The sequence below is a fragment of the Agrococcus sp. Marseille-P2731 genome (genome assembly GCF_900117395.1).
Classification (GTDB): Bacteria; Actinomycetota; Actinomycetes; order Actinomycetales; family Microbacteriaceae; genus Agrococcus.
The window spans coordinates 409,990-427,455 of sequence record NZ_FPEG01000001.1 but is presented as its reverse complement, the minus strand read 5'-3'; the positions used below and the strand labels follow the sequence as shown (position 1 = coordinate 427,455).

16 protein-coding genes and 1 tRNA gene are annotated in these 17,466 nt (G+C 72.3%); 7 read left to right on the top strand and 10 right to left on the bottom strand.

Features of this window, described 5'->3' with window-relative positions; genetic code table 11:
* From BQ6202_RS02185 to BQ6202_RS02170, 4 genes are all read right to left on the bottom strand, one after another.
* Positions 1-195, bottom strand: coding sequence for a hypothetical protein (locus BQ6202_RS02185; protein ID WP_072312839.1), 195 nt, complete (start codon positions 193-195; stop codon positions 1-3).
* A 56-nt stretch (positions 196-251) separates the two neighbouring features.
* Positions 252-3,974 (bottom strand): hypothetical protein, encoded by a 3,723-nt coding sequence (locus tag BQ6202_RS14835; protein WP_072312838.1) that lies wholly within the window; start codon positions 3,972-3,974, stop codon positions 252-254.
* A 217-nt stretch (positions 3,975-4,191) separates the two neighbouring features.
* Positions 4,192-5,253 carry a lipid II:glycine glycyltransferase FemX gene (locus BQ6202_RS02175; protein ID WP_072312837.1) on the bottom strand — a complete coding sequence of 354 codons (1,062 nt, stop codon included), beginning with the start codon at positions 5,251-5,253 and terminating at the stop codon, positions 4,192-4,194.
* Between the two features lie 143 nt (positions 5,254-5,396).
* The gene (locus tag BQ6202_RS02170; RefSeq protein WP_072312836.1) at positions 5,397-5,687 is read right to left on the bottom strand and encodes a DUF4287 domain-containing protein; all 291 of its coding nucleotides are present in this window, start codon (positions 5,685-5,687) and stop codon (positions 5,397-5,399) included.
* Between the two features lie 116 nt (positions 5,688-5,803).
* Here BQ6202_RS02170 and BQ6202_RS02165 point away from each other — a divergent pair, with 116 nt between their 5' ends.
* Positions 5,804-6,145, top strand: coding sequence for a YciI family protein (locus BQ6202_RS02165; protein ID WP_072312835.1), 342 nt, complete (start codon positions 5,804-5,806; stop codon positions 6,143-6,145).
* Between the two features lie 40 nt (positions 6,146-6,185).
* On the opposite strand, the gene BQ6202_RS02160 is transcribed toward BQ6202_RS02165, so the two are convergent.
* The 4 genes from BQ6202_RS02160 to BQ6202_RS02145 form a co-directional block, all read right to left on the bottom strand.
* Positions 6,186-6,257, bottom strand: a tRNA-Arg gene (locus BQ6202_RS02160).
* A gap of 95 nt (positions 6,258-6,352) precedes the next feature.
* Positions 6,353-7,162: an NlpC/P60 family protein gene (locus BQ6202_RS02155; RefSeq protein WP_143143609.1), complete on the bottom strand. Its 810-nt coding sequence runs from the start codon at positions 7,160-7,162 to the stop codon at positions 6,353-6,355.
* Positions 7,163-7,263: 101 nt separating this feature from the next.
* Positions 7,264-8,064 (bottom strand): C40 family peptidase, encoded by an 801-nt coding sequence (locus tag BQ6202_RS02150; RefSeq protein WP_072312833.1) that lies wholly within the window; start codon positions 8,062-8,064, stop codon positions 7,264-7,266.
* Between the two features lie 195 nt (positions 8,065-8,259).
* Positions 8,260-8,931, bottom strand: a complete 672-nt coding sequence (locus BQ6202_RS02145) for an iron-dependent transcriptional repressor DtxR (RefSeq protein ID WP_072312832.1) — start codon at positions 8,929-8,931, stop codon at positions 8,260-8,262.
* Between the two features lie 96 nt (positions 8,932-9,027).
* On the opposite strand from BQ6202_RS02145, the gene serC reads away from it, so the two are divergent.
* Positions 9,028-10,143 carry a phosphoserine transaminase gene (gene serC / locus BQ6202_RS02140; RefSeq protein ID WP_072312831.1) on the top strand — a complete coding sequence of 372 codons (1,116 nt, stop codon included), beginning with the start codon at positions 9,028-9,030 and terminating at the stop codon, positions 10,141-10,143.
* 78 nt (positions 10,144-10,221) lie between these two features.
* On the opposite strand, the gene BQ6202_RS02135 is transcribed toward serC, so the two are convergent.
* The gene (locus BQ6202_RS02135) at positions 10,222-10,893 is read right to left on the bottom strand and encodes a DUF3027 domain-containing protein (RefSeq protein WP_072312830.1); all 672 of its coding nucleotides are present in this window, start codon (positions 10,891-10,893) and stop codon (positions 10,222-10,224) included.
* On the bottom strand, positions 10,877-11,251 hold the full coding sequence (locus tag BQ6202_RS02130; RefSeq protein WP_072312829.1) for a cold-shock protein: 375 nt from the start codon (positions 11,249-11,251) through the stop codon (positions 10,877-10,879). Before BQ6202_RS02130 ends, BQ6202_RS02135 begins: the two co-directional genes overlap by 17 nt.
* A 94-nt stretch (positions 11,252-11,345) precedes the next feature.
* Between BQ6202_RS02130 and BQ6202_RS02125 the strand changes: the two genes are divergently transcribed.
* Genes BQ6202_RS02125 through BQ6202_RS02105 form a run of 5 tightly spaced genes read left to right on the top strand, consistent with a single transcriptional unit; the run spans position 11,346 to position 17,369 of the window.
* The gene (locus BQ6202_RS02125; protein WP_072312828.1) at positions 11,346-11,660 is read left to right on the top strand and encodes a hypothetical protein; all 315 of its coding nucleotides are present in this window, start codon (positions 11,346-11,348) and stop codon (positions 11,658-11,660) included.
* The gene (locus tag BQ6202_RS02120) at positions 11,657-13,327 is read left to right on the top strand and encodes a helicase-associated domain-containing protein (protein WP_072312827.1); all 1,671 of its coding nucleotides are present in this window, start codon (positions 11,657-11,659) and stop codon (positions 13,325-13,327) included. The genes BQ6202_RS02125 and BQ6202_RS02120 overlap by 4 nt, the downstream gene beginning before the upstream one ends.
* 55 nt (positions 13,328-13,382) lie before the next feature.
* The gene (locus BQ6202_RS02115) at positions 13,383-15,035 is read left to right on the top strand and encodes a DNA repair helicase XPB (RefSeq protein WP_072312826.1); all 1,653 of its coding nucleotides are present in this window, start codon (positions 13,383-13,385) and stop codon (positions 15,033-15,035) included.
* Positions 15,036-15,077: 42 nt separating this feature from the next.
* Positions 15,078-15,773 carry a response regulator transcription factor gene (locus BQ6202_RS02110; RefSeq protein WP_072312825.1) on the top strand — a complete coding sequence of 232 codons (696 nt, stop codon included), beginning with the start codon at positions 15,078-15,080 and terminating at the stop codon, positions 15,771-15,773.
* Entirely contained in the window at positions 15,774-17,369 is a 1,596-nt protein-coding gene (locus tag BQ6202_RS02105) for a sensor histidine kinase (RefSeq protein ID WP_143143608.1), read from the top strand.
* The last annotated feature ends 97 nt before the right edge of the window (positions 17,370-17,466 follow it).

Here is a 17,466-nt window from a genome sequence, read left to right as displayed (position 1 = left end):
TCAGCCCCAGTGCGGGGGCACGTCGGCCCGCAGCCGCGCGTCGTTGTCGTTCGACTGCTGCCGCTCCTGCGGCGGCTCACCCGTGTAGCCGGGCGGCGGCTCCGTGGAGACGCGGCGACCGCGCCGATGGATCACGAGAGGCGGATGCGCGGCGTCGCCCGCGGCGGCGTCCGTCGCCTCCGCGGCGTCCTCCACGCGCGCTCCGTCAGCCGTCCCCGCCTCCGGCCCGACCGCGGCCGGGCCCCGCCCGCTCACGGCGTCGACGCATCCGCCCCGACGAGCTCGGCGATGCGGTCGGCGACGCCCTCGGGGTCGGTGAACAGCTCGAAGGCGTGCACGCGCATCGTGTGCCAGCCGAAGCGGCGCAGCACCTCTGGGCGCAGGCGCAGCGCCTCGCGCAGCGTGCGGTCGCCATCGTCGTGGTCGGCCTCGATCGCGGCGCAGACGCCGCCGTTCGCGACCACGAGCGGCAGTTGACCGTCGTAGGAGACGTCGGCGCGCAGCCCGCGGCGGCGCAGGCGCGTCGCGAGGTCGATCATGAGCGGGTCGCCGCCGTGATAGGTGTGCGGGCGGGCCCCGGCAGCCGCGTCGAGCAGGATCTCGCGCAGCTGCGAGGCGCCGTGCTCGAGCTTCTCGGGATCGAGCGCCGCCGCGTCGAACGCCGTGACGATCTGCAGCGCCTTGCGGGCACGCGTCATCGCCACCGCCAGCATCCGCTCACCGCCCGGCGCGCCGAGCGAACCGAAGTCTACGTTCCTGCCGTGCCTGGTGTGGCCGTAGCCGACCGAGAAGATCACCCGGTCGCGACTGAGCGCGCTCGCGTGCGTCACGTCGACGATCACGAAGGGCTCCTCGCGCTCGGCGACCACGAAGTCGGTCAGCGAGCTGTTCGTCGCGAGCGCCGCCATCACGGCCTGCTGCAGGCGCACCTCGTGCTTCTCGTTGGCGGTGACGACCATGAGCGAGTCGTGCGGGCGCTGGCGCGCGTGCTGGGTGACGAGCTGCACGACGCGATCCACCTCGGCGTCAGGGCTCTCGACCGTCGCCGCCCCCTGCTCGGGGAGGCCATAGGCGCCCTGCACGACCTGCGTCGTGAGCGAGGCGTGGCCGAGGTAGGCGCCTGCCCACGGCAGCGCCTCGATGCGGCCGCCGTAGAAGCGCTCGTTGACGGCCGTCACGAGGTCGGCACCGCCCGTGCGGTAGGAGCGGGTCAGGCGCATCGTCGGCAGCACGCCCGCGAGGCGCGAGAGCGCCGACTCGGCGTGCAGCTCGTCGGGCGTGGCGAGCTCCTCGCTCGGCCGCACGCCGAGCGTCGAGATGCCCACGTCGAAGGGCGACGGCGTCTGCGTCACCGAGTCGCCGACAGCGATCACCTGGCGCGCGCGGCTGATCGCACCCGCGGCCTCCGCCATCGTGACGGCTCCGGCGTCGGCGATGATCACGGTGTCGAAGGGGATGCGCTTGGGCACCCGGTGCAGGTCGTAGGGCGACGAGAGCCACACGGGCGCGATCGATCGCGTCAGGTGCGGCGCGACGCGCTGCAGCTCGTCGGCGTCGACCGGACCCGCCTTGATGAGCTGCTTGAGCGCATCCGCCTCGTTCGCGTGGTCGTCGATCGCGAGCCGCCACTGCTGCGCGAGCTGGTGCGCGAGCCGGGCGCTCGAAGCGTCGACGTGCGCCTCGTCGACGAGCGCGAAGTCCTGCTCGAGGCGGCGCAGCACGTCGGTGTTGCCGCGCAGCAGCGCGCGCTCCTTCGTCAGCATCGTCTGCAGCGCCGACTGCCACCAGGCGAGGTCGAGCTCGTGCTCGACCTGGTCGTCGGCGACGTGCCGATCGGCGAGGTCGGTGAGCAGCGCGTCGAGGCCGAGGCGCTCGATCGAGGCCATCAGCTCGGCGCGCTCCTGGATGTTCTGGAGCGCGTCGCTGGGGGCGGCGAGCTCGGCGATGCGCTCGGTCAGGTCGGCGAAGGGCAGGTCGACGCTCTTCGTGGAGGGGCTGAGCGCCGCGTCGAGCTTCGTGAGCCGCGCGGTGACGTCGCGCAGGCGGGCGTCGAGCGCCGCGAGGCCCGCCGGCACGGTCGGGATCGAGCCGTCGGGCGCGAACTTCGCCCACAGGCGCCGCTGCTGCTGCGCGGCGATGAGCACGTCGTGCAGGTCGGGCACGTGCGCGCCGGGCCGCACGTACTCCTCGGCGAGCTTGCGCAGCCGTCGGCGCTGCATGCCGCCGAGCGACTGCAGCGCCTCGCGGCGCGGGCCCGTCGCGGTGATGAGCTCGCCGAGCGGGCGGTCGTAGATCGACGGCGTCATCACGTCGAGCGTCGCGCGCACGTCGGTGAGCAGCGCCACCTGGATCTCGAGCTCCGAGAGCGTCGACGCGGGCCGCAGCTTCGTGTCGCCGATCACCTTCTTCGCATCCGCCTGCAGCGCGTGCAGATCGGTCGCGGCGAGCGCCTTCGCATCCTCGAAGGCGGCGGATGCGTCGTTGCTGGTGGCGAACGCGGCCCCGTACCAGGGGGTGTCGCCGGGGCCGTACTTGAACTGGCCGAGCGCGGCGGCCTTGCCCATCGTCGCGGCGACGCGCGGGCGATCGGTCGCGAGCTTGCGGGTGGCGTCCTCGCTGAGGCGCGCGCGGGTCGAGGGAGCGACGGGCAGCATCGCGAGGCGCGAGAGCTCCTTGAGCGCGTCGAGCACGCTCACCTGCAGCTCGGGGTCGACGCGTCGGAGGGCCGCGCGGTAGTCGAGCAGCACCTTGCGCAGGCGCAGCATCGCCTCGTCGATCTCGGTCGTCTCCGGTCGCTTCGAGCCCTCGATGCGGCGGATGGCGGCGATCAGGTCACGGCGCAGCGTCGCCTCGGAGACGGCGAGGGACTGCAGCTTGGTGGCGGCGAAGCGGTCCGCGATGTCGCGCAGCGCAGCGCGGCGGGGGCTGACGACGAGCACCCGCCGGTCGTCGCTGACGAGCGCGGCGACGAGGTTGACGATCGTCTGCGTGAGGCCCGTGCCGGGCAGCGCCTCCACCACGACCGAGTTGCCGGCCGCGGCCTCGGCGATCACCGCGTCCTGCTCGGCGTCGGCGTCGAGCACGAGGCGGTCGATCTCGGGATCGCGCTTGTCCTGGGGGGTCTCGTCGACGCCCGTGCGCCCCTCGCGCAGCCGCCACGCGGCCTGCTCGTCTCCGCGCACGGCGTCGAGCACGTCGTGCTCCTGCTGCTGCAGGTCGGCGGCCATGGGCTCGCCGACGTCGGCGAAGGTGGAGGCGAGCAGCCGTGCCTCCACGCTGAACCCCGGCACGTGCGCGGCTGCCTGCCGCAGCGCATCCAGCACCGCGTTGGGCGTGAAAGTGCCCTCGCCCGAGCCCAGCTGCACCAGCTGGCGCTCGTCGAGGCGCACGCCGTGGTTGGCGCGCAGGATGCTCGCGAGGCGCGGGTTGACGAAGGGGCGGCCGAGCAGCTGCAGCTCGAAGTCGCGGCCGCGGCGGCGCACCACGAGCGGGCGCAGCAGCACGGGGCCGTAGACGTCGCCATCGCCGTGCGGGAACCGAGCCATGCCGATCCCGAGGTGCACGGCGTCGATCGAGCGGGCGGCGGCGAGCTCGATGCCCTTCGAGGCGATCGCGGCGGCGGCGGAGCGGGCTGCGCGCAGCGCGAGGTCGTCCCGGATCAGGCTCGACAGTGCCGTCGGCCGACCGGTGATGAACTGCGCGAGACCACCCGGATGCGTCGTCGACAGCTCGATGCGGGTCGCGGTGGTGTCGATGAAGTCGGTGAGCGGGCTGCGGCCGCCGACGCGCCGGAGCGCCTCCGCCCATGCCTCCCACTCGCCCTCGCGCTTGGCGCGGCGAGCCTCGGGTGCGGGCACCGAGGGGTTGCCGGTCATCGAGCGCGGGCTCTGCGGCGCGCCCGCGACGTCGTCGACGACGTCGGCATCCTCGTCGACGGAGCCGTCTCCCTGGGTCTCGGTCTCGTCATCACGCACACCGCGAGGATAGTCACCGCACGGCGACCCGGCCCCGTGACACCACGGGAACCCGCAGAATCTCGCGGATCTGCATCCGTGACACCACCAGATCTTCGCCCTGCTCGCCGCGCCCCGGAGGATCTCGCCCTGAGCGCGCCCCCGCGTGGACTATCCAGCCGGAGGCGCGCTCACGCCTGCATCTTCCGGGCCGCGGCGCGAGAGCGGAGCAGGCGACTCAGAACCAGGCGTCGCCAGTGCGCCGCGTGTAGACGGCGCGCAGCCAGCGGCCCGCCTTCTGCCAGAGCGCGTAGCGGCCGGTCAGCGGCAGCTCGAAGGTCGGCATGTACTTGACCGGCTCCGGCGCCCACGCGGTCTTGAACGTGTAGAGCCCGCGGATGTCGCTCGTCTCCCACTCGGCCGGGTCGGGGATGTTCGCGAGCTCGTACATCGTGACGCCTTGGCTCTGCAGATCCTGCATGATCTTCCACTGCATGAGGTAGGGCGCGAAGATCTTCGCGTTCTCGCGGATCGAGCCCGCATCCTTGTACCAGGCGGTGTCGCCGAAGCGCATCACGAACGCCATCGACTGCACCTCGCCCTCGTAGTGCGCGACGTAGAAGTGCCCCTGGCCGACGGTCTTGTAGACGTCCCAGATGCGCTGGAAGTACTCCGGGTGCCGGAAGTAGCCGCCGGAGCGCACCTTCGTCTCGCCGATCAGGCGGTGCATCTCCGCCTCGTTCTCGGGAGTCATCTCGACCTTCGTGACCGTGACGCCGAACTTGTTCTCCGCCGCGCGGTAGGAGTTGCGCGCGCGCTTCTTGAATCGAGCGGCCACCTCGTCGAGGCTGCCCGTCAGGTCGACGGCGACCGCGTGCTGGTACTGGCTCGATGCGGCGCGCACCCAGCCGTTGCGCTCGAACGCCGCGATCAGCTCAGGATCCTCCGTCTGGAAGGTCTCCATCTTGAGCCCGAACCAGCGCTTCGGGTAGGCCTTCGCGTGCGCGGTGATCGCGTCGACGGCGGAGGGGTCGATGCCTGCCACCCGCGGCAGGAAGAGGATGCGGCCGGCGAGCGGCGCCGAGCGCTCGAAGAGCTGGATCGGCAGCTCGCGCGTCCCACCGCCGGTCGTCGGCACGGTGACGGTGTCGCGCAGCGCCCTCCAGGGGCTCGCCTCACGGGTCCTGGCCCACGCATCCGACTGCATGTAGTGCGCGCGCGGTTGCCCCTCGAGCACCTGCGCATCCCACGCGGCCCCGTCGGTCGCCTTGGCGGGCTTCGGCTCACGGGAGGTGCTCATGCGCTCGCTCTCTCATCATGGCGACGCTCGTTCGCTCGTGAACGTCGGGGGCGGATGCGGTGGCTCGCGCACCAGGGCACGGCACCGCCCTCGATGGTACCGGCGCGGCCGGCGCTGGTGCTTCCGCGCCGAGCGTTGCCGGATCAGACGGGCTTCGTGGCCTGTCCGTCGAGCCAGAGCGTGTCGCTCGCGTCACCGTGCGAGCCGGCCGAGCCGACGTGCTTCGCGGCGATCTGCGGACCCTTCTTGATGACGTGGACGAGCGCCATGCCGTGCCCGCGGCCGAGCCCGTAGTCGGCCTGCAGCCACGCCAGGATCTCGCCGGCCTTCACCTTCTCGTCGTCCAGGCCGCGCTGCTGCGCCTCGTCGATCAGCTCGCGGGGGGTCTTGCCGGTCTTCGTCTCGATCGCGTCGAGGTACGCCTGGAAGGACATGGCAGGAGCCTATTCCGCTCGAGGCGCTTCGGGAGGAGGATCGTCGCGAGCTCGCGACGCGGCGCGCTGGACGACGCCGGCGCCGAGCGGATGCGCGGCAGGACGAGGAGAGCACCATGACGAAGTTCCTGATCACGTTCCCGCCGAGCGCCATGCAGGTCACCCCCGAAGAGCTGCCGGCGGTGTCCGAGGCCTCGCACGCGGTGATCCGCGAGCTGAAGGCGGCGGGGGTCTACGTCTTCGGCGGCGGCATCGATGAGGCGGTCGCGCCCGTGCGGGTCGCGGGCGACGGCACGGTGACGGACGGTGGCCATGCCGAGACCTCGAGCCTCGCGGGCGGCTTCCTCGTGATCGAGGCGGCGACGCGCGAGGACGCGCTCACGTGGGCGGCCAAGGTGGCAGAGGGATGCCGCTGCCCGCAGCAGGTGCAGGAGTTCATGTACGACGCCGAGTCGTGAGCGGCACGGTCGGGCGAGCTGCGCCGTGACGACGCATCGGTGCCCCTGGAGGGACTCGAACCCCCAACCAGCTCCTTAGGACGGAGATGCTCTTCCATTGAGCTACAGAGGCCAGGCTCCACGAGTCTAACGCGCACCAGACGCGGAAGCGCCCGCCCTCGCGAGGAGGACGGGCGCTTCGCGTCGATCGAGCCGCGGGGGCTCAGATCACGTGATGTCGATGAAGACCGGAGCCGAGCCGCCGATGTTGACGCCCGCGACCACGGTGTTGTAGCCGGACCAGCCGCCGTGCACCGCACGGCCGCCGCCGATGTAGATCGCGACGTGGGCGCTGCCGGTGCCGCCGTTGGCGTAGTAGATGATGTCGCCGGGCGAGGCCTGTGCCATCGAGATGGTCGGGCCGAGGTTGAAGAGGTTGCCCATCCCCGAGTAGCCGAGGCCGACCGCGGCGATCGAGCGGCGCACGAGGGCGGTGCAGTCCTGCGCGACGCCGATCTGCGCGAGCGCGGCGTTGGCGACGGCGCTGCCGGAGACACCGGCGGAGCCCGCGGACGACGCGGAGGCCGACGACGACGACGCTGCCGAGGAGGAGGAGGAGGAGGAAGAAGAAGAAGACGAGGACGACGACGAGCCGCTGTTCGCAGCGGCCGCGGCAGCGGCCTCAGCCTCGGCCTGCTGCTCAGCGCGCTCCTCAGCGGCTGCGGCCTCGAGCTCGGCGAGGATCTGCTCGAGCTCCTCGGGCGTCGTGGCCTGCACGTCGAGGCGGTCGGCGCTGAGGCCGCTCTCGCCCGCGGTCACCACACCGGAGACCTGCTGCGCGTCGCGAGCCACGAGGGCCGAGAGCGACTCCTGCGAGTCGGCGCCCGACGAGTTGGCGAAGGCGGGCAGGGCCAGGGGGGTCGCGAGCGCCGCGGCGACGGCGATCACGCCGACCCGACGGGCGTTGCGCACGACGGAGGCGCGGGTGAAGCGCTTCGCGCCGGGCTCGTTGCCGGTCATCTCGGGGGAAGTCGTCACAGGTAGATGCTCCAAAACTTGTGTTGCGTCGATGTGTCGCCGGGGCGGCACATCGGCCTACGTTATCAAATCGTTATCGGTTTGTCACCAAGTTCAGAGGATCAGCCGAAGCGGCGAACCTCAGGGGTGCCGAACGCGGCGACCATCGCCGAGTAGCTCGAGTACTTGACGGGCTTGCCGCTGGTGGCGGCGTGGATGATCTGGCCGTTGCCAGCGTGCACGGCCACGTGACCGTTCCAGACCAGCAGATCGCCCGAGGCGACCTGCGAGGCGGGCACTGGCGTGCCGTAGCCCGCCTGGGCGCCCGACGAGTGCGGGAGGTAGTGGCCGGCCTGGCCGAAGACCCAGGCGGTGAAGCCCGAGCAGTCGAAGCCGGTCGACGGGCTCGAGCCGCCCCAGACATAGGGCGCGCCGAGCTGCGACTGGGCGATGCCGGCGATGCCGCTGTTGGCGGGGATGTTGACGGCGGCCGCTGCGGGGGCAGCGCTCGTGCCGGCCGCCGCGGCCGTCCCGGGTGCGCTCGCCTCGGCGTTCGCCGCTGCCGCCTCGCGCGCCTCGGCGAGCTCGGCCTGACGGGCCTCCTCCGCCTCGGCGGCTGCGGCACGGAGCTCCTCGAGCTCGGCAGCGGTGGTGCCGGAGATGCCGTCGCGGGCGACGGCGTCGATGCGCGCATCGGCTTCGACCGTCACGGTCTGCGAGTTCTCGGCGACGATGCTCGCGAGCTCGTCCTGCGTGAACTCCGGACCCTGCTGCGTGAACGCGGCGGCCGGCAGCGAGAGCGCGCCGACGAGGGCTGCGGCGATGGTGACGACGCCGACGCTCTTGGCGCCGCGACGCAGGGACCCGGTCGCGCTGCGAGCGGGGCTCGGCGAGACGGCGACGGCCGTGGTGTGGTGCTTCATGAAGTCGGTGTTCCCCCAGGACTTTCCTTCAGGCCCCCGCACCGCGATGTGCGGGGCTGACCTCGTGACAGTACCCGACCGTTACCAATTCGTCACAATCGCACCGCAGGGTATCGGCGAGCCTGCACGCGACCTGGACGGACCCTGGACGCAGGAGCCGCCGAGGCCGCGCTCGGCCAGCGCGGCGGGGCTTGCTCAGGCGTCGAGGTAGACGTGCTGCGCGAGCTCCGCGGGCAGATCGATCGCTGCGCCGCCGACGACGGCGAGCCGGATGCGCGTCCCGGCCTCGCTCACCTCGACGACCGCGCCCGGCAGCACACCCGCGGCCTGGAGCTCCGAGAGCCCTTCGATGTCGCCTTGGATCGGCTCCCCGAGCCTGCGCACGACCCGCGTGCCTCGCACATACGTCGCTGGCACGACGCCGTGCAGGAAGGCCTCTGCGGAGTCGAGGCCGAGCTCGGCGAGGCCCGGGATGGGCGTGCCGTAGGGCGACTCCGTGGGGTTGCCGAGCAGCGTGAGCAGCCGTCGCTCGACCTGCTCGCTCATCACGTGCTCCCAGCGGCAGGCCTCGTCGTGGGCGAGGCTCCAGTCGAGCCCGATCACGTCGGTCAGGAGCCGCTCGGCGAGGCGATGCTTGCGCAGCACGCGGGTCGCCAGGACCCTGCCCTCCTCGGTGAGCTCGAGGTGGCGGTCGGGCGCGACGACGACGAGGCCGTCGCGCTCCATGCGGGCGACCGTCTGCGACACCGTCGGGCCTGAGTGGTGCAGCCGCTCCGAGATGCGGGCCCGCAGAGGCGTGATGCCCTCCTCTTCGAGGTCGAGGATCGTGCGGAGGTACATCTCGGTCGTGTCGACGAGATCGGTCATCCGCACCCCCTTCTCCTGCGCGCACCGGCGTGAGCCGGCCGGGCACCCGCCCGACTGTGGCTCCACCTTATTGGCCCGCGCTCCTAGGATCGTCCTGTGAGCGACATCGTGATCCCCAGCGACCTCCTGCCCGCCGACGGACGCTTCGGCTGCGGCCCGTCGAAGGTGCGGCCCGAGCAGATCGAGCGCCTGCGGTCGAGCCTCGACCTGCTCGGCACCAGCCACCGCCAGGCGCCCGTCAAGTCGCTCGTGCGCTCCGTGCGCGAGGGGCTCTCCGAGCTGTTCTCCCTGCCGGAGGGCTACGAGGTGCTGCTCGGCAACGGCGGCTCGACCGCGTTCTGGGATGCTGCGGCGTTCGGCCTGATCGAGCGTCGCTCGCACCACCTCACGTTCGGCGAGTTCGGCGCGAAGTTCGGCAAGGCCGCAGCCGCTCCCTGGCTCGAGGCGCCGAGCATCGCCACGGCCGAGCCCGGCTCCCGGCCCGTGCTCGAGCCCGTCGAGGGCGTCGACGTCATCGCCTACCCGCACAACGAGACCTCGACCGGCGTCTTCCACCCCGTGGTGCGAGGCGCCACGGCAGCGGGGTCGGATGCGCTGACGGTCGTCGACGCGACCAGCGCGGCGGGCGGTCTGGCCGTCGACGTCGCCGAGACCGACCTCTACTACTTCGCGCCGCAGAAGAACTTCGCGGCCGACGGCGGGCTGTGGCTCGCGCTCGCCTCGCCGGCGGCCATCGAGCGCATCGAGCGCATCGCGGCATCCGACCGCTACATCCCGGACTTCCTGTCCCTGCAGCAGGCGGTGACCAACTCGCGCCTCGACCAGACGCTCAACACGCCCGCCCTCGCGACGCTGCTGCTGCTCGACGAGCAGATCCAGTGGATGCTCGCCGGCGGCGGGCTCGACGCGATGGCCGCGCGCACGGCCGAGTCATCGGCGTCGCTCTACGCGTGGGCGGAGCAGCGCGCCGAGGCCACGCCGTTCGTGGCGAACCCCGAGCACCGCTCGAACGTCGTCGTCACGATCGACTTCGACGAGACGGTCGACGCCGCGGCGCTGGCCAAGGCGCTGCGCGCCAACGGCATCGTCGACACGGAGCCCTACCGCAAGCTCGGCCGCAACCAGCTGCGGGTCGCGACCTTCGCGGCCATCGAGCCGAGCGATGTCGTGCAGCTGACGCGCTGCCTCGACCACCTGCTCGACGCCCGCTGAGCACTCCTCAACCGGGCAGCTGGACAGCCGACGCGCGTCGCGCGATCCGCGACCAGCTGGCCGGTTGAGCTGCGGGGGTCAGTCGCGGTCGGCGTCGGCGTCGTCGTCGGTGTCGGCGTCCTCGACGTCGAAGTCGTCGTCGAAGTCGTCCTCGAGGTCGGCCTCGAGATCCGAGTCGAGCTCCTCGTCGTCGTCGACATCGTCGCCCTCGAGGCCGGCGTCCTTCGCCGCGAGGTAGTCGGCGAGGCGCTCCGACCACGGCACCCATGCGGGCGCCAGCAGCGAGGTCTCACCGGGCAGCAGCGCCACCTCGAGCACGGTCGGGCCGCCCTCGAGCCCGCGCGAGAGCAGTACGGTCCACGACCAGTCCGGGTAGCCGGCGAGCTGCGAGGCGTGACGGATCGCCACCACCTGCGCCTGTCCGTGCGCGCCGCCCGTGGCCAGGGCATCCTGCACCTCGCCGACCGCCCCGGAGGGCGCGATCTCGTCGAGCGCTGCGAGCGCCAGCTCGAGCTCCTGCATGGTGGGGGTCGTCGGCACGGGAGCCTCGCGGTCGGCCGTCGCGATCTCCGCGGTCTCCGCAGTCTCGTGCTCGGCGGCCTCCGACTCGGCGGTTCCCGACTGCGCGGTCTCCGGCTCGGCGGTCATCGGCTCGGCGGTGACCGGCGGCCCGGATGCCGGCTCGGGCACCTCGCCCTCGCCGGCCTCGGGCTCCGGGATCTCGTGCTGGCTCTCAGGCATCGAGGTCATCGGCGACCCTCCGCAGCATCTGCGCGACCGTCGAGCCGTGCGCAGCGCTCGGGTAGCGGCCCCGTCGCAGGTCGTTGCCGATGGTGTCGAGCAGGCGCACGAGGTCCTCGACGATGATCGCCATGTCCTCGGTGTCGCGGCGCGCGGCCTTCACCGCGGTCGGACCGACGACGCGCACCGACAGCGCCTGGGGCCCGCGCCGCCCCTCGGCGACCCCGTAGTCGACCTTGGCGCCGGGCTTGATCACGACGCCCTCTGGCACCGCGGAGGCGTGGAGGAACACCTCACCGCCGTCATCACCGGCGATGAAACCGAAGCCCTTGGCCTCGTCGAAGAACTTCACCCTGCCCGTCGGCATGGCACCCTCCTGCTGCAGCTCACGCGCGGCGACCTGCCGCTCGCCCCAGGGTAGTGGGCACCGGCTGAGCCGTTCGCCGCGATATCCTGGCCGGATGCCGAAGGCCAGCACCAACCCGACGCAGCGCCCCAAGAAGCGCGCGACGCAGACCGCGCCCGAGCCGCGCTCGAAGCGCGACGCGTTCGAGCGCATCCTCGCCGTCCTGGTCGTGGTCTTCGCGGGCATCGCGGTGCTGGGCTTCGCGGCATCCCTCCTCCGCATCGCCTTCCAGCAAGGCAACGCGTTCTTCGACGGCATCGTCTGGCAGTACGCGTTCTGGCTGCCGCTCGTCTCCCTGCCGCTCATGATCGTCTGCGTCGTGGTCCTCGTCATCTCGAGCGTCCGCGGCAAGTCGCGCGACCGCCGATGAACGTCGTCGAGCTCGCCGCACGCATCCAGGCGATGCCGGACGACGCGCTCGACACGCTCGTCGTCGAGCGCCAGGTGCCGCCGCAGCTCGCCTCCACGTTCGACCTCGCCGAGCACCTGGTGGCGGATGCCTCCATCGCGCAGGCGCTCCGATGGCGGTCGGCGGCAGAGCTGGCGGCGCTCCGCGACGGCGGCTCCACGCCGAGGCTCGAGCAGCTGCTGCTGGCCGTCGACGGCGCTGCGCTGCCGCAGGTGCGGGCGCTCGCGACCAGCGCGCTCGCCGATTCGCCCAGCGCGAGCGCGGCGGCGGAGCGCGCGCAGCACCGAGCGCCCCCGCTCGAGAGCAGCACGGCGCCGCAGGCCGCGATCGACGAGACCATCAAGGTGGCAGAGCTCGTGCACCGGGTCGCCGATGCGCCGATCGTGCTGCGCAGCCGCTCGCAGATGCCCGCAGCGACCGGGCGCGACCTCGCTGCCGCCGTCGACGCCGACCCGGCACAGCTCGACGAGCGCCTCGAGCCGGCGCTGCTCGCTGGCCTGATCGATCGGCGCGACGGGCGCCTGCGCGCCACCGTCGACGCCGACGCCTGGCTCGCGGCGCCCGTGCCGGAGCGCTGGCTCGCGATCGCCAGCGCCTGGCTCGACGCGACGCCCGACGGCGATGCGGTCGCCGGCGACCCGCGCGAGCGCTTCCCGCTCGCCGATGCCGCAGTGCTGGCCGTGCGCGAGCGGCAGCAGCGGCAGGCCGAGCGCCTCGGGCTCGCCGACCGCGGCGCCCGCACCGCCCTCGCGGCCGATCTGCGCGAGCGCCCGGACGACGCGCTCGCGGCGCTCGCCGCCCACGTGCCTCCTGCCACCGCATCCGTCTACCTGCAGCCCGACCTGTCGGCCGTCGCGCCCGGCCCCCTCGAGGCGGCGGTCGAGGGGCGACTGCGGCGCATCGCGCGCATCGAGCGCGCTGGCATCGCCTCGCACTGGCGCATCTCGGCGCAGTCGGTCGCGGCGGGGCTCGCTGCCGGCGACGAGGTCGACGAGGTGCTGCGGTTCCTGGACGAGATCTCGCTCACGGGCCTGCCCCAGCCGGTCACCTACCTGGTGCGCACGACCGCCGCGAAGTTCGGCTCGCTGCGAGTGCGGCCGGTCGATCCGGTGGCGGAGGGCGGTGCGCGGTCGCAGGCGCGCAGCGACGACGAGCAGCTGATCCGCACGATCGCGGTCGACCGCGCGCTGATCAGCGCAGGGCCGCTGCAGACCGGGCCGCACCGGGTCACGTTCCGCACCAGCGCCGAGGAGGCGCTCGCTGCGCTGCTCGAGGAGCGCTACCCGGCAGTGCTCGAGGATGCGGCCGGCGAGCTCGTGCGGCGCGTCGCCGAGCGCGCGCCGCGGCCCGTGCGCGAGCGGCACCGCCTCGTCGCCCGGCTGCGGGATGCCGGCTTCGAGGTCGGTGAGCAGGAGCGCACCTGGCTCGAGCGGCAGCTGCAGGGAGCGATCCGCGACCGCGTGCCGGTGCGGCTGACCGTGACGACCGCGACCGACCCGGTCGACATCGAGCTCGTGCCGCTCGCGGTGGCGAACGGCCGGCTGCGCGCGAGGGATGCGAACCGCGACGTGGAGCGCACGCTCCCCCTCAGCGCCATCACGAAGGTCGCGGGGCTCGGCGCCGCCTGACGCCCGTCGGCCGCCGCCCCCACGAGTCCAGCCCGGGCCACTAGGCTGGAACGCTATGACTTCTCCAGGCCCGCTCATCGTGCAGTCCGACCGGACGGTGCTGCTCGAGGTCGCCCACCCCGACGCCGCGGCCGCCCGCCAGGCGCTCCAGGTGTTCGCCGAGCTCGAGCGCGCGCCCGAGCACATCCACACCTACCGCGTCACGCGCCTGGGCCTCTGGAATGCCCGCGCCGCCGGCCACACCGCCGACGAGATCGTCGGCACCCTCGACACCCACGCCAAGTTCCCCGTGCCCGCGGGCGTCTCCCACGACATCCGCGAGACCATCGGCCGCTACGGCCGCCTCGTCATCGAGCGCGACGACGAGGGCCTCGTGCTGCGCAGCGACGACCGCCCCGTGCTCGAGGAGGTGCGGCGCGCGAAGAAGATCCAGCCGCTGCTCGGCGGCCCCGTCGAGGGCGGCATCCGGGTCATCGACTGGGCGCGCGGCGAGCTGAAGCAAGAGCTCGTCAAGCTCGGCTGGCCGGCAGAGGACCTCGCCGGCTACACCCCCGGCACCCCGCTCGAGATCGACCTGGTCGAGGACGGCTGGAGCATGCGTCCCTATCAGTCGGATGCGGTGTCGCACTTCGCCGAGGCCGGCTCGGGCGTCGTCGTGCTCCCGTGCGGCGCCGGCAAGACCATCGTCGGTGCCGCCGCCATGGCCGCGACCGACACCACGACGCTCATCCTCGTGACGAACACCGTCTCGGCGCGGCAGTGGCGGGCCGAGCTGCTCGCCCGCACGAGCCTGACGGAGGATGAGATCGGCGAGTACTCCGGTCAGTCGAAGGAGATCAAGCCGGTCACCATCGCGACCTACCAGATCCTGACGGTCAAGCGCGGGGGCGAGTACGCGCACCTGGGCGTGCTCGATGCCCTCGACTGGGGCCTCATCGTCTACGACGAGGTCCACCTGCTGCCCGCCCCGGTCTTCAAGCTCAGCGCCGATCTGCAGGCGCGTCGCCGCCTGGGCCTCACCGCGACGCTCGTGCGCGAGGACGGCCGCGAGTCGGATGTCTTCAGCCTCATCGGCCCGAAGCGCTTCGACGCGCCGTGGAAGGAGATCGAGCAGCAGGGCTTCATCGCGCCCGCGGAGTGCTACGAGGTGCGCATCGAGCTCGACGAGGACGAGCGGCTCGAGTACGCCGCCTCCGGCGACCGCGATCGCTACCGCATCGCCGCCTCGAGCCCGCGCAAGATCGACACCGTCAAGCGCGTGCTCGCGCAGCACCCCGACGAGCCGACCCTCGTCATCGGGCAGTACCTCGACCAGCTCGACGACCTCTCAGCCGCGCTCGACGCACCGCTCATCACCGGCGAGACGCCGGTGTCCGAGCGAGAGGTGCTGTTCCAGGCGTTCCGCGAGGGTCGCGAGCGGGTGCTCGTCGTCTCGAAGGTGGCGAACTTCTCCGTCGACCTGCCGGATGCGTCCCTCGCCGTCCAGGTATCCGGCTCGTTCGGCTCGCGGCAGGAGGAGGCGCAGCGGCTGGGTCGCCTGCTCCGCCCGAAGGGTGGCCGCACGGCCAGCTTCTACACGATCGTGGCGCGCGACACCGTGGATCAGGAGTTCGCGCTCGGCCGCCAGCGCTTCCTCGCCGAGCAGGGCTACGCCTACACGATCCTCGACGAGCACGAGATCGGGACGACCGAGCACGCGTCTGCATGAGACGCTCAGGAACCTCTCAGCGCACGATCAGAGACTGATCGCATGACTGAGCCGAACGCCAAGGTCCTCGTCGTCGACGACGAGCCGCACATCCGTGACCTGCTGACCACGAGCCTCCGCTTCGCGGGCTTCGACGTGCGCGCCGTGGGCGCGGGCGCCGCCGCGATCTCCGCCGTCCTCGAGGACGAGCCCGACCTCATCCTGCTCGACGTCATGCTCCCCGACATCAGCGGCTTCGGCGTGACCAAGCGGCTCCGCGCATCCGGCTTCACCTCGCCCATCCTCTTCCTCACCGCGAAGGACGACACCGAGGACAAGATCACCGGTCTCACGGTGGGCGGCGACGACTACGTGACGAAGCCCTTCTCCCTCGACGAGATCATCGCCCGCATCAAGGCGATCCTGCGGCGCACCATGGCCGAGACCGATGACGCGACCATCCACGTCGGCGACCTCGCCATGAACCAGGACACGCACGAGGTCTCGGTCGGTGGCGAGGACATCGAGCTCTCCCCCACCGAGTTCAAGCTGCTGCGCTACCTGATGCTGAACGCGAACCGCGTGCTGTCGAAGGCGCAGATCCTCGACCACGTCTGGGAGTACGACTTCAACGGCGACGTCGGCATCGTCGAGTCCTACATCTCGTACCTGCGTCGCAAGATCGACGACCGCGTGAGCGAGCCCATGATCGTCACCAAGCGCGGATTCGGCTACATGCTGAAGACGCCGAAGTCGTAGGTGCGCAGGGGGCTCACCCGTCTGCTCGGCCGCATGTCGCTGGCCGGGCGCATCACCGCACTCATCGTCATCGTGATGACGTTCGGGCTGGCGCTGGCGGGCATCGGCACGCTGTCGATCATCCGCGACGCGCAGGTCACCGACGTCGACCGCCAGCTCGACCAGGCCATGCGCGCGTTCACGAGCGAGCAGGTGACGCGATCGGATTCTCCTGAGCAGTGCGACCTGGCGCAGCGCATGCCGAACACGTACTACCTGGGGCTGGCGGATGCGTCGGGCCTCGTGCTCTGCGACAACAAGCTGCCGGGGCCGGGCAACCCCGACCTGAGCGGGATCTCGCTCGGCACGATCGCGCAGGAGGACGGCGCGTTCACCCTCGAGTCGGTCGACGGGCAGACGCGCTGGCGCACGCTCGTCTCGCCGAGCACCGTGGAGGGCACGGGCGAGCTGCTGGTCTCGATCGTCGCCTCCGACCTCACGGCGAGCGAGGCGAGCTCCGCCACCTTCACGCTCGTCTTCGCGGGCTTCTCGCTGCTCGCGGTGGTGCTCGGCGCGGCCATGACGCGCATCCTCGCCGTGTCGACCCTGCGCGGCCTGCGCCAGACGGCGGCCGAGGCGCAGCGCTTCGCGGAGGGCAGCTTCGACACCCGCCTCACCGGCGAGCACCCGCGCACCGAGGTCGGTTCGCTGCAGCTCTCGCTCAACACCATGCTCGACCGCATCGAGGCCGCGCTCGAGCAGCGCGACGCCTCGGTCGCGCAGATGCGGCAGTTCGTGGGCGACGCAAGTCATGAGCTGCGCACCCCGCTCGTGGCGGTCCGCGGCTATGCGGAGCTCTACCGCATGGGTGCGATCACAGCCCCCGACGACGTCAAGGGCGCGATGGAGCGCATCGAGGGCGAGGCGAAGCGCATGGCGCGCCTGGTCGAGGACCTCCTGCAGCTCGCTCGCCTCGACGAGCGTCGCCCGCTCGACCTGCAGCCGCTCGACCTCGGGCCATTGCTCAACGACGCCGCGAACGACACCCGCGTCGGCACCCCTGATCGCCGCATCACCGTCATCGCGATCGATGCGGATGCGGTGGGCGCGGTCGAGGGCGTCGACGACGACGCCACGGAGCCCTCTGGCGTCTTCACGCCGCCGCCGCTGCTGCCGCCGGCGATCGTGGAGGGCGATGAGCACACCTTGCGGCAGCTGCTGTCGAACCTCATCGGCAACGCCACCCGCTACACACCGGACGGCACGCCGATCGAGCTGGGCCTCGGCGTCTCGGCGCGGCGCCGCGAGGCGGTCATGCTCGTGATCGACCACGGCGACGGCATCCCCGCCGAGCTGCGCGAGCGCGTCTTCCAGCGCTTCTTCCGCGCCGACTCGTCGCGCACCCGCGACACCGGCGGCTCGGGTCTCGGGCTCGCGATCGTGCGCGGCATCGTCCGCGCGCACTCCGGTCGGCTCGACGTCGTCGACACCCCCGGCGGCGGCGCGACCTTCCGCATCGCCCTGCCGCTCGCGGGCGAGGCGTCGGTGATGGCGCTCAGCCAGCGCCTGCGCGCCGACTCCACGGCGACCACCACGGGCGGCCGCACGCGGGGGTAGGTCGCGAGCTTGCGTGGTGGGCCGTGCGGCGCCCTCCACAGGGGGCGCCTCGCGGTGACCCCGATGCCTCCGGCTCCCCTACCTTCCCCCCACGAGC

Coding starts and splice junctions, on each gene's coding strand:
- BQ6202_RS02175 (WP_072312837.1), bottom strand. CDS start 5,253: ATGAGCACCTCCCGTGAGCCGAAGCCCGCCAAGGCGACCGACGGGGCC.
- BQ6202_RS02165 (WP_072312835.1), top strand. CDS start 5,804: ATGACGAAGTTCCTGATCACGTTCCCGCCGAGCGCCATGCAGGTCACC.
- BQ6202_RS02170 (WP_072312836.1), bottom strand. CDS start 5,687: ATGTCCTTCCAGGCGTACCTCGACGCGATCGAGACGAAGACCGGCAAG.
- BQ6202_RS02130 (WP_072312829.1), bottom strand. CDS start 11,251: ATGCCGACGGGCAGGGTGAAGTTCTTCGACGAGGCCAAGGGCTTCGGT.
- BQ6202_RS02135 (WP_072312830.1), bottom strand. CDS start 10,893: ATGACCTCGATGCCTGAGAGCCAGCACGAGATCCCGGAGCCCGAGGCC.
- BQ6202_RS02115 (WP_072312826.1), top strand. CDS start 13,383: ATGACTTCTCCAGGCCCGCTCATCGTGCAGTCCGACCGGACGGTGCTG.
- BQ6202_RS02120 (WP_072312827.1), top strand. CDS start 11,657: ATGAACGTCGTCGAGCTCGCCGCACGCATCCAGGCGATGCCGGACGAC.
- BQ6202_RS02110 (WP_072312825.1), top strand. CDS start 15,078: ATGACTGAGCCGAACGCCAAGGTCCTCGTCGTCGACGACGAGCCGCAC.
- BQ6202_RS02150 (WP_072312833.1), bottom strand. CDS start 8,064: ATGAAGCACCACACCACGGCCGTCGCCGTCTCGCCGAGCCCCGCTCGC.
- BQ6202_RS02145 (WP_072312832.1), bottom strand. CDS start 8,931: ATGACCGATCTCGTCGACACGACCGAGATGTACCTCCGCACGATCCTC.
- BQ6202_RS02125 (WP_072312828.1), top strand. CDS start 11,346: ATGCCGAAGGCCAGCACCAACCCGACGCAGCGCCCCAAGAAGCGCGCG.